Source organism: Streptomyces sichuanensis (genome assembly GCF_020328095.1).
Taxonomy (GTDB): domain Bacteria; phylum Actinomycetota; class Actinomycetes; order Streptomycetales; family Streptomycetaceae; genus Streptomyces; species Streptomyces cinnamoneus.
Genome location: NZ_JAIXMK010000124.1, coordinates 1 through 10,999, shown reverse-complemented (window position 1 = coordinate 10,999; position 10,999 = coordinate 1). Strand labels below are relative to the sequence as shown.

Annotated in this window: 10 protein-coding genes and 1 pseudogene; 5 read left to right on the top strand and 6 right to left on the bottom strand. The window is 72.7% G+C overall.

Annotated features, from left to right (window positions below):
- The 4 genes from LE181_RS26690 to LE181_RS26675 form a co-directional block, all read left to right on the top strand.
- Positions 1-1,288: TraR/DksA family transcriptional regulator (locus LE181_RS26690; RefSeq protein WP_225664061.1), on the top strand; the 1,288-nt coding region annotated here is incomplete at its 5' end.
- Positions 1,289-1,352: 64 nt separating this feature from the next.
- A complete protein-coding gene (lspA, locus tag LE181_RS26685; RefSeq protein ID WP_225664060.1) occupies positions 1,353-1,916 on the top strand; it encodes a signal peptidase II in 564 nt (187 codons plus the stop codon).
- A gap of 52 nt (positions 1,917-1,968) precedes the next feature.
- On the top strand, positions 1,969-2,910 hold the full coding sequence (locus LE181_RS26680; RefSeq protein WP_225664059.1) for an RluA family pseudouridine synthase: 942 nt from the start codon (positions 1,969-1,971) through the stop codon (positions 2,908-2,910).
- 86 nt (positions 2,911-2,996) lie between these two features.
- Positions 2,997-4,589: a Na+/H+ antiporter gene (locus LE181_RS26675; RefSeq protein ID WP_225664058.1), complete on the top strand. Its 1,593-nt coding sequence runs from the start codon at positions 2,997-2,999 to the stop codon at positions 4,587-4,589.
- 16 nt (positions 4,590-4,605) lie between these two features.
- Here the strand turns inward: LE181_RS26675 and LE181_RS26670 are convergent, their stop codons facing one another.
- The gene (locus tag LE181_RS26670; RefSeq protein WP_225664057.1) at positions 4,606-5,709 is read right to left on the bottom strand and encodes a mechanosensitive ion channel family protein; all 1,104 of its coding nucleotides are present in this window, start codon (positions 5,707-5,709) and stop codon (positions 4,606-4,608) included.
- 102 nt (positions 5,710-5,811) lie between these two features.
- Between LE181_RS26670 and LE181_RS26665 the strand changes: the two genes are divergently transcribed.
- Positions 5,812-6,408, top strand: a complete 597-nt coding sequence (locus LE181_RS26665) for a dienelactone hydrolase family protein (RefSeq protein ID WP_225664056.1) — start codon at positions 5,812-5,814, stop codon at positions 6,406-6,408.
- 25 nt (positions 6,409-6,433) lie between these two features.
- On the opposite strand, the gene LE181_RS26660 is transcribed toward LE181_RS26665, so the two are convergent.
- From LE181_RS26660 to LE181_RS26640, 5 genes and pseudogenes are all read right to left on the bottom strand, one after another.
- Entirely contained in the window at positions 6,434-8,098 is a 1,665-nt protein-coding gene (locus LE181_RS26660) for an alkaline phosphatase D family protein (RefSeq protein WP_225664055.1), read from the bottom strand.
- A gap of 116 nt (positions 8,099-8,214) precedes the next feature.
- Positions 8,215-9,072, bottom strand: coding sequence for a thioredoxin domain-containing protein (locus tag LE181_RS26655; protein WP_225664054.1), 858 nt, complete (start codon positions 9,070-9,072; stop codon positions 8,215-8,217).
- Between the two features lie 46 nt (positions 9,073-9,118).
- The gene (locus LE181_RS26650) at positions 9,119-9,805 is read right to left on the bottom strand and encodes a hypothetical protein (protein WP_225664062.1); all 687 of its coding nucleotides are present in this window, start codon (positions 9,803-9,805) and stop codon (positions 9,119-9,121) included.
- A 109-nt stretch (positions 9,806-9,914) separates the two neighbouring features.
- Positions 9,915-10,760 (bottom strand): thioredoxin domain-containing protein, encoded by an 846-nt coding sequence (locus LE181_RS26645; protein WP_225664053.1) that lies wholly within the window; start codon positions 10,758-10,760, stop codon positions 9,915-9,917.
- A gap of 45 nt (positions 10,761-10,805) precedes the next feature.
- A pseudogene (locus tag LE181_RS26640) lies at positions 10,806-10,999 on the bottom strand (hypothetical protein); the annotation flags it as partial.

The window sequence follows — 10,999 nt, the reverse complement described above, 5'->3', positions numbered from 1 at the left end:
GCCTGCCAAGAAGGCCGCGCCTGCCAAGAAGGCCGCGCCTGCCAAGAAGGCCGCGCCTGCCAAGAAGGCCGCGCCTGCCAAGAAGGCCGCGCCTGCCAAGAAGGCCGCGCCTGCCAAGAAGGCTGCGCCCGCGAAGGCTGCGCCCGCGAAGGCTGCGCCCGCGAAGGCTGCGCCCGCGAAGGCTGCGCCCGCGAAGGCTGCGCCCGCGAAGGCCGCGCCCGCAAAGGCCGCGCCCGTCAAGAAAGCCACGTCCAAAGTTGGCGCCGCCAAGGCCGCGCCTGCCAAGAAAGCCGCGGCCAAGGCCGGCGCCGCCAAGGCCGCGTCTGCCGACAAGGCCACGCCTGCCAAGAAGGCAGCGTCCAAGGCCGCACCTGTCAAGGCCGGGCCCGCCAAGAAAGCCGCGTCCAAAGTCGGCGCCGCCAAGGCCGCACCCGCCAAGAAAGCCGCGGCCAAGTCCAGCGCCGCCAAAGAGGCCGCAGGCGGCAATCCCGGTGCCCCGGTCGGCACGGCCGAGCGGCCCTCCGCCAAGGCGGCAGCCAAGTCGGCCGGCACGGCCGAGCCGGCAGCCAAGCCGGCGGCTCCCGCCAAGGCGGCTCCCGCCAAGGCGGCTCCCGCCAAGGCGGTGGCGTCGGCCAAAAAAACGGCACCGGCCAAAAAGTCGGCATCGGCGGAGAAAACCGCCGTGGCGGGGAAGACTGCCACGGTGGCCGACGCCGCGTCCCCGGGCAAGGTGGCGGGGAAGGAAGCCGCCGAGGCGGCCGACAAGGCCGGCACGGCCAAAGAGTCCGCACCGGCCACCACGGCGGTGCCCGCTGAGGAGACGGGAGCCAGGACGGTGGCTGCGAAGAAGACCGCGAACAAGGTACCGGGCGCGCGCACCGCCGCCGCCGAGCCGGGGGCGCTGGCCGTACGGCCGGGCGAGGAGCCCTGGTCGCCGGCGGAGGTGGCCGAGGCCCGCAGCGGGCTGGAGGGCGAGACGGTGCGGCTGCGCACCGAGATCGCCGCCGCCGAGCAGGCGATCAGCGGCCTCATGCGCGACTCGGGCGACGGCGCCGGCGACGACCAGGCGGACACCGGCACCAAGAACATCACCCGGGAGCACGAGCTGGCCCTGGCCGCGAACGCCCGCGAGATGCTGCAGCAGACCGAGCGGGCGCTGGAGCGCCTGGACGCCGGTACGTACGGCCTCTGCGAGAACTGCGGCAAACCCATCGGGAAGGCCCGTATGCAGGCATTTCCCCGGGCCACCCTGTGCGTGGAGTGCAAGCAGCGGCAGGAACGTCGCTGACCGCCCCGGCAGTGCGTGCCGTACCCTCGTCCTCAGCCAGCAGGGACGACATCCAGGGACTCACGTGACTGAGGCGGAACAGGCCGGGCGGCCCACCGGTGCGACGGCGACGGCGACGGCCGGCGGGAGCGGCGAGCCCAAGGGCAGGCGCCGCATCGCGGTGCTGCTCGTGGTGGCCGCCTTCGCGTACCTCCTCGACCTGGGCAGCAAGCTGTTCGTGGTGGCCGAGCTGGAGCACCACGACCCCGTCCAGGTGATCGGCACCTGGCTGCAGTTCGAGGTCGTGCGCAACCGCGGCGCGGCCTTCGGGATCGGCGAGGCGATGACGGTCGTGTTCACGGTCATCGCCACCGCCGTGATCGTGGCCATCGCCCGCATCGCCCGCAAGCTCTACAGCCTCCCGTGGGCGATCGCCCTCGGCCTGCTGCTCGGCGGTGCCTTCGGCAACCTCACCGACCGGCTCTTCCGCTCGCCCGGCGGCTTCGAGGGCGGCGTGGTGGACTTCATCGCCCCCGCCCACTTCGCCGTCTTCAACCTCGCCGACTCCGCGATCGTCTGCGGCGGCTTCCTGATCGTGATCCTCTCGTTCCGGGGCCTGGACCCGGACGGCACCGTCCACGAGGACTGAGCCGCACAAGGCCCCGGACGGGGATGCCCCGCCCGTCCGTCATACTCGACGGGTGAGCACCATTCCCGAGATCCGCGCCCTTCCCGTACCCGACGGCCTGGAGGGCGAGCGCGTCGACGCGGCGATCGCCCGCATGTTCGGCTTCTCCCGCACCAAGGCCGCCGAGCTGGCGGCCGCGGGCAAGGTCCAGCTCGACGGGGCCGAGGCCGGGAAATCCGACCGGGTCACCGGCGGCGCCTGGCTGGAGGTCGAGATGCCCGCGCCGCCCGCGCCGGTGCAGATCGTCGCCGAGCCGGTCGAGGGCATGGAGATCGTCCACGACGACGACGACATCGTCGTCATCGTCAAGCCCGTCGGCGTGGCCGCGCACCCCAGCCCCGGCTGGACGGGCCCCACCGTGATCGGCGGGCTCGCCGCCGCCGGCTACCGCATCTCCACCTCCGGCGCCGCCGAGCGCCAGGGCATCGTGCACCGCCTGGACGTCGGCACCTCCGGCCTGATGGTCGTCGCCAAGTCCGAGCGCGCCTACACGCTGCTCAAGCAGCAGTTCCGCGAGCGCACGGTCGACAAGCGCTACCACTCCCTCGTCCAGGGCCACCCGGACCCGATGAGCGGCACCATCGACGCCCCCATCGGCCGCCACCCCAACCACGACTACAAGTGGGCGGTCACGGCCGAGGGCAAGCCGTCGGTGACGCACTACGACCTCATCGAGGCGTTCCGGGCCGCCAGCCTCCTGGACATCAAGCTGGAGACGGGCCGTACGCACCAGATCCGCGTGCACATGGCCGCCCACCGCCACCCGTGCGTCGGCGACCTCACCTACGGCGCCGACCCCACCATCGCCAAGCGGCTCAAGCTCACCCGCCAGTGGCTGCACGCCGTCCGGCTCGGCTTCGAGCACCCGGGCGACGGCCGCTGGGTGGAGTTCGAGAGCGCCTACCCCGCCGACCTGCAGTACGCCCTGGACACGGTGCGCGCCGAAAGCTCCTGAGCGGGCGGTGCCCGTGAGGCGGGCGGGAGGCGGGTGAGGCAGGCTGGAAGCCTGTTCGACCGCGCCGACCCGCCCGGAGGGCATCCGTGGACCAGCTCGCGCTGCTCTTCGTGCTGCTGCTCGGCGCGCTGGTCACGGTGCCCCTGGGCGACCGGCTGGGCGTTCCGTCCCCGGTGCTGATGACGATCGGCGGGATCGTCCTCGCGCTGCTGCCGTTCGTGCCCAACGTGAACATCGCGCCGGAGTTCATCCTCCCGCTGGTCCTGCCGCCCCTGCTCTACGCCACCGCCCAGCGCACGTCGTGGCGGCAGTTCGCGGCCAACAAGCGGCCGATCTTCCTGCTGGCGGTCGCGCTGGTCTTCGTCACCACCGCGGCCGTCGCCGCCGTCGCCAACGCGATCGTGCCCGGGCTCTCGCTGGCCGCCGCCGTGGCGCTGGGCGCCCTCGTGGCCCCGCCGGACCCGGTCGCCGCCACCGCCGTCGCGGGTTCCCTGGGGCTGCCGCGCCGCCTGGTGTCCATCCTGGAGGGCGAGGGGCTCTTCAACGACGTCACGGCCATCGTGCTCTACCACGTGGCCATCGCGGCCGCCGTCAGCGGCCACTTCTCGCTGCCGAGGGCGCTCGCCGAGCTGGTGCTGTCCGCCGTGGTGGCCGTCGCCGTCGGCCTCGGGCTCGGCTGGGCGGCCAAACGGCTGATGGACGTCCTCGGGGACGCCACCCTCCAGATCGGCCTCACCCTGCTGGTGCCGTTCGTCTCCTACGTCCTGGCCGAGGAGCTCAAGGGTTCCGGCGTGCTCGCGGTCCTCACCACCGCCCTCTTCCTCGCCGAGTACGCCCACGACCCCGACGACGTGCTCGGCCGGCTGGCCGGGCACACCTTCTGGGAGGTCGTCGACACCCTCGTCACCGGCGCGGCCTTCGGCCTCGTCGGCCTGGAGCTGCACAACGCCATCAGCACGGCCTCCGGCCGCTGGGGCGAGATGCTGGGCATCGGCGCCGCCATCGTGGCCGTGGTGGTGGGCGTACGGCTGCTGTGGCTGCTGCCCGCCGCGTGGCTGACCAAGAAGCTGCACAAGCGCCGGGACACCGAGGAGGAGGTCCTGCTGAGCTGGCGCGAGACGGTGGTGACGTGGTGGTCGGGGATGCGTGGCGTGGCCACCGTGGCGCTCGCCCTGGCCATCCCCCTCACCATGGCGGACAAGACGCCCTTCCCCGCCCGGGACGAGATCCTCTTCATCGCCTTCGCCGTCATCATCGCCACCCTCGTCGTCCAGGGCCTGACGCTGCCCTGGCTGGTCCGGCTGCTGGGCGTGCGCGCCGACACCGACGCGAGCCGGGAGCTGGAGCGGCAGCTGGCCGCCCGGGCGGCGAAGGCGGCCCGGCACCGCCTGCTGGAGATCGTCGAGGACGAGGACCTCCCCGAGGACATGATGGAGATGCTCGGCCGGCGCGCCTACGACATGGGCGCCCGGATCAGCCCCGACATGGTCGACGAGGAACGCCGCGACGCCCACGCGCAGCGCGTGGAGCGGCTGCGGACGCTCCACCGCGTGCAGGGGCAGCTGCTGTCGGCGGCCCGGCGCGAGGTGCTGGCGGCCCGCAGCGAGCCGGGAATGGACCCCGAAGTGGTGGACAGGGTGCTGCGGCACCTGGACGACCGGACCCTCCGCGGAATCTGAGCTCCCCGGCCCGGCCTCACGTCGTGCCCGGGCCCGGCCCGATGTCCTCGGCGGTCGGCGGGACCTGCCGGCGGTCGGGCGCCTCCTCCAGCCCCGGGGCCGGCGCGGTGTTGATCCGGGGGAGGGCGTACGGGTGCTCCCGGCGCAGCCACGACACCATCTCCTCGCGCACCACGCAGCGCAGGGTCCAGATGTCGTCGGCGTCCTTGGCGGTCACCAGCGCCCGCACCTGGATCGTGGAGGGCGTGGTGTCGGTGACCACCAGGCTCCAGGCCCGTCCGTCCCACTCCAGCGACTTCTTGAGCACCTCGTGGAGCCGCTCGCGCATCAGGTCCATCGGAGCCGTGTGGTCCAGGTGGAAGAAGACCGTGCCCGTCATCCGTGGGTTGCCCCGCGACCAGTTCTCGAACGGCCGGCTGGTGAAGTACGACACCGGCATGGTGATCCGCCGCTCGTCCCAGGTGGTCACCACCAGATAGGTGAGCGTGATCTCCTCGACGGTGCCCCACTCGCCGCCCACCACGACCGTGTCGCCGATGCGCACCATGTCCCCGAAGGCGATCTGCAGCCCCGCGAAGAGGTTGCCCAGCGTGGACTGGGCGGCCACACCGGCGACGATGCCGATCAGCCCGGCCGAGGCCAGCAGCGAGGTGCCCACGGTCCGCATGGCCGGGAAGGTCAGCAGCATCGCCGCCACCGCCACCACCGCCACGGCCGCCGTGACCACCCGCCGGATCAGCGTGACCTGCGTCCGCACCCGGCGCATCCGGGCCGGGTCCCGGGCCCCGGCGGCGTACCGGGCGTAGCCGGCCTCCACGACGGCCGTGGCCAGCCGCACGGCCAGCCAGGCGCACGCCCCGATCAGCGTCAGCGTCAGCACCTGGGCGATGACGTCCTCGTGGTCCTCGGCCAGCTCCGCCGAGGGGTAGCCGCCGCGCAGCAGCGCCACGCACAGCACCAGCCGCAGTGGCATCCGGCAGCGTCGCAGCAGCCCCCACAGGGGGGCCTCCGGATGCCTTTCGGCGATCCGGCGCACGACGTGGTCGGCGATCCAGCCGATCACCACCGTGACGATCAGCGCCCCGCCGACGACCGCCAGGGGACGCAGTATGTCCTCCATGGGCACCAGGCTCCTTCCGGCGTCCTGCCGGCGCGCGCCCCCTCCGACCGTAGCTGGCACGATGGGGGGCACGCGATCCAGCTGTAAGGAAGTGACTCTCCAGTGCCGTCCCCTACCACGATTCTCCTGTTCCATTCGGCCTACGGGCTGCGGCCCGCGGTCCACGCCGCGGCCGAGCGGCTGCGGGCCGCCGGGCACGAGGTGCACGTGCCGGACCTCTACGAAGGACGCACGGCGGAGACCGTCGAGGAGGGTATGGCGATCAAGGACGAGATCGGCCGCGAGGAGCTGCTGCGCCGCGCGGTGACCGCCGCCGCGCCGCTGTCGGACCGGGGCCTGGTCTACGCGGGGTTCTCGCTGGGCGGCTCCGTCGCCCAGAACCTGGCGCTGGGCGACGAGAAGGCCCGCGGCCTGCTGCTCCTGCACGGCACCTCCGACCTGCCGGAGGACGCGGCCGTGGACGAGCTGCCCGTCCAGCTGCACGTGGCCGACCCCGACCCGTTCGAGCCGCACGACTGGCTCAACGCCTGGTACCTGCGGATGCAGCGCGCGGGCGCGGACGTGGAGGTGCACCGTTACCGGGGCGCCGGGCACCTGTTCACCGACCCCGAGCTGCCGGACCACGACGCGGAGGCGGCCGACGCCACGTGGAAGGTGGCGCTGGCGTTCCTGGAGGAGATCGCGGACGGGCCCGCCTGAGCCCGTCCGGCGACCGTACGGTGCCTCAGCGCACCGGCGCGTCCACGCGCTCGACGCGCTGGCTGCCGGAGCGGGTGCGGTAGGAGCGGGTCCAGGAGGACGTCGCGTCCGGGTTCCTCTTGTCGGAGACGACGTAGTAGTCCATCTGCGCCCGCTCGGCCGTGACGTCCAGCACGCCATAGCCGTGCGAGTCCATGTCGAGCCACTTCACGTGCCGGTTGGCGGCCTTGATGGCGGTGGCGGCGGCCAGGGACACCGTGTGCGGCGCCACGTGCAGGAGGTCGTCGAGGTTGTCGGAGGTGACCGAGGTGACGACGAACTCGGTGGCCACCGACGACGACAGCGGGTACGTGGCCGCCCTCTTCGGCACGTCGTTGGCCCACGCCATGTGGATGTCGCCGGTGAGGAAGACGGTGTTGCGGATGGCGCGGTCGGCCAGGTGGGATATCAGCTCGCGCCGGTCGTCGGTGTAGCCGTCCCACTGGTCGGTGTTGATGGTGATGCCGCCCTTCGGCAGCCCCAGCAGCTCCGCCAGCGGCTCCAGCAGGTGGGCGGGGAGCGCGCCGAAGGCGACCGGGGAGATCATCACCGGGTTGCCGACGAGTCGCCAGGCGGTGTCGGAGGACGCCAGGCCCTCCTTGAGCCAGTCCAGCTGCGCCCGGCCCGTGATCGTGCGCTCGGGGTCGTCCACCGAGCCGCTGCCGTTCTTGACCTGCTGCGAGCGGAACGATCTCAGGTCCAGCAGGTGCAGGTCGGCGAGCTTGCCGAAGCGCAGCCGGCGGTAGGTGGTGCCCTCGACGGAGGGGCGGACGGGCATCCACTCGAAGTACGCCTGCTTGGCCGCCGCCACGCGCACGGCCCAGTCGCCCTCGGCGCCGGGGGTGTGGTTCTCCGCGCCGCCGGTCCAGGCGTCGTTGGCGAACTCGTGGTCGTCCCAGATGGCCACGACGGGGTGGGCGTGGTGCAGGGCCTGCAGGGCGGGGTCGGTGCGGTAGCGGCCGTGGCGGGTGCGGTAGTCGGCCAGCGTGACGATCTCGTGGGCGGGGGCGTGCGGGCGCACGACGTACTTGGCGGCCGGGTACTGGCCGGTGCCGTACTCGTAGATGTAGTCGCCGAGGTGGAGCACCGCGTCCAGGTCGCGGCGGTCGGCGAGGTGGCGGTAGGCGGAGAAGTGGCCCGACTCCCAGTTGGCGCAGGAGACCACGCCGAAGCGGACGCCCTCGGTGGCCGCGCCGTGGGCGGGGGCCGTGCGGGTACGGGCGGTGGGGGAGTGGGTGCCGTTCGCGGTGAAGCGGAAGAAGTACCCCGTGGCGGGGCGCAGTCCGCGCACGTCCGCCTTGACGGTGTGGTCGGTGGCGGCGGACGCGGTCACCGCGCCGCGGGCGACGACGCGGGTGAAGCCGGCGTCCTCGGCCACCTCCCAGGCGACCTCGACGGCCGGACCGCGCCCGGAGCCGGGCTCGGCGTCCGCGGTGGGGGTGACGCGGGTCCAGAGGAGGATGCCGTCGGGCAGCGGGTCGCCGGAGGCGACGCCGTGCAGGAAGGCGGTGCCGGAGCCGGTCGTGGCACCGGCCTGGGGGCCCGTGTCGGCCAGGGCCGCGGGGGCGGCGGCCAGGGGCAGCAGGGCAGCGGTGGCGGTGGCCGCGGCAGCCGTGACGGCAGTGCGGCGTGATATGTCGTGGGATGTCACGGGCCGTCACTTTACTGCCCGGTAATGCCGGGGGTAAGGCCGCGGACGGGCCGAACGAAGTGTTCGCCCGCCCGTCGGCCGGCCGTCGCCGGCGCGCGCCGGCGACGGCGCGGTGACTACTTCTTGAGCGACTGCTCCAGCAGGGCCGTGAACTCCGGCGCCGCCTGCGGCGCCTGGCCCTGCTCGTTGGCCAGGACCTTGCCGTTGAGCTTGAGACCGGGGGTGCCCTGGAGGTCCTTGCCCTGGCCGACGAAGGTGTCGAAGGTCTTGGACATCTCCTGCGCCCACTTGTCGTACGTGCCGTCCTTCACGTCCTTCTCGAAGGCGGCGTTGCCCTTGAGCTCCTTGACCTCCCCGGCGATGGAGAGCAGCTTCTCGTCGTCGGAGAACGCGTCGTCCCGCTCGTCGGGGTGGTTCTTCTGCGCGAACAGCGCCTTCTTGTAGTCCAGGAACGCCTGGGGGCTGACGTTGAGCGCGGCGCCCAGCGCGCTCAGCGCGTTCTTCGACCCCGAGCCCTTGATCATCGGGTTGCGGTCGAGGAAGGTGCCCATGCGGTACTGCACCTTGTACTTGCCGTCCTTGATGTCCTTCAGGACGGTCTCGCCGACCCTCTGCTCGAAGCCGGAGCAGACCGGGCAGCGCATGTCCTCGAAGACCTCCAGGGTGTTCTTCGCGTCCTGCTTGCCGACGACGACCGTGGTGCCCTTGTCGCCCGTGGAGTTGGCGGGCTGCCGGAATGCGGTCTTGGCGGCGGCCGCGTCCCAGTCCTCGCTGCTGACCTTGTTGTTCTTGCTGCCGTCGGTCGCCTTGGTGAGGGCGATGCCGGCGCCGCCCGCGATGGCGAGGACGGCCACGATCGCGCCGACGACCAGGATCTGACGGCGGGTCTTGTCCTTCTTCGCCTGGCGCTCGCGCTCGGCGCGCAGCCGCTCGCGCGCGGCGGCCTTGTTCTGCGGGTTGTTGCGGTTGCTCACGATGTCGCTCCGTCGGGGACGTACGGGAAAGGGACCGGGGTGGTGCTCAGGCGGATGCCGGGCACACGGGCGGTCCCCGCCGTACGACGGAGTGTCCGAGCAGGGGGAGCGAGCGGGAGATCAGGGTGTCGCGCACGGGCCGGACGCGCAGCCGTGCGGGACGGTCGCCGGCGCCGAGCGCGGCGACGGCCAGCAGCAGGGGCCGGAAGGCGAAGGAGGCGACCGCGCGCAGCAGCCGCGTCAGCGCCACCTCGCCGCGCCTCAGCCAGGCGGCGGCCAGCAGTCCGACCGCCAGGTGCGCGGCGAGCAGCAGCCAGGGGGTGGCGGACGAGGTGGCCGCACCGCCCTGCAGGGAGCCGGGGCCGTCGGCCGCCATCCGGGCCAGCGGGGTGCCGAAGTCACCGCCGCGGCAGACCAGGTCGACGCCCATGGAGCGCAGCGGGCCCGATATGGGGCCGCCGGCCGGGCCGTAGCAGGCGTGCTGGCCGGTGGTGAAGACGGTGTCGGCGGCCAGCTCCAGCGGTACGAGCAGGGCGGCTATGGACCAGAAGCCGCGCTCCCGGCCGGCCAGCGCGTAGGCGACGGCGAAGCACACCGCCGACAGCACGGCGACCGTGGCGACCGGCAGCGGGGTGCGCGAGAGCAGCACGTGGGAGGCCGCGGACAGGGTGACGCACAGCGCGGTGAACAGCGCGGCGCGCATCCCCCTGAACCGAACTGCCGTCCCCTCCATGACGCCGAAGTCTGCCACGGCATCCGTGAGGTGTCGCGTCTCGATTCGGCATCTTCGATGAGGGGACGGCGGGAACGGCGGCGCTGCCGCCCGGGGGCGGCAGCGGCGGCTACTTGAGGTGTTCCGCGACCGCCGGGCTGAACTGCTGCGGGGTCATCGGGACGCCCTTGCCGTTCGCCGTTTCGACCTGCAGCTTCTTGCCGTCGACCTTCAGGGTGGGGGTGCCGGTGACGTCCTTGGCCTTGTCGAAGGTGTCGGACACCTCCAGCGCCCACTTGTCGAAGGTGCCCTCCTTGACGTTCTTCTCGAACTCCGCGTTCCCCTTGAGCGCGGGGACCTGCTGGGCGACCTTCAGCAGGACGTCGTCCTTGGAGAAGTCGTCCTTGGTCTCCTCGGGGTGGTTGGCCTTGGAGTAGAGGGCCTTGTTGTAGGCGCTGAAGGCGTCGGGGCTCACGTTGAGCGCGGCGCCGAGCGCGCTGAGCGCGTTCTTCGATCCCGTGCCGGCGATCTGGGGGTTGCGGTCGAGGAAGGTGCCGATGCGGTACGAGACCTTGTACTTGCCGTCCTTGACGTCCTTGTCGATCGTGTCGCCGACGTTCTGCTCGAAGACCGAGCAGATCGGGCAGCGCATGTCCTGGTAGACCTCCAGGGTGTGCTGGGCGTCCTTCTTGCCGATCACGATCTCGGTGCCGTTGTCGCCGCCGGTGTTGGCGGGCTTGACGAGGGTCTGCTTGGCCGCCGCCTGCCACGCCGCGCTGGTGGACTTGTCGCCGCCGCCGTCGCTCATCCGGCTCACGCCGTAGGCGATGCCGCCGGCTATCGCCAGGACGCCGACGACCGCTCCGGCGACGACGAACTGGCGGCGGGCCTTCTCCCGCTTCGCCTGCTGCTCGCGCTCGGCGCGCAGCCGCTCGCGGGCGCTCTGCTTGTTCTCCCAGTTGTTGCGCTTGCTCATGGTGGTGCTTCTCCGTGGTGCTCTTGGTGCGGGTTGCTCTTCTGCTCAGCCGAGGGCGGGGCGGAGCGGCGGTCCGCGCCGGACGACGGAGTGGAGAAGCGGGGTGCGCGGCCGTACCGCGCGCGCGGGGCGCAGGGGCCTGACGGGCGCGCCCGCGGGGCGGGCGTACGCGACGGGCGTGGCGGTGGCCAGCAGCAGCGGCCGGAAGGCGGCCACCGCGGCGGCGCGCAGCAGGCGGC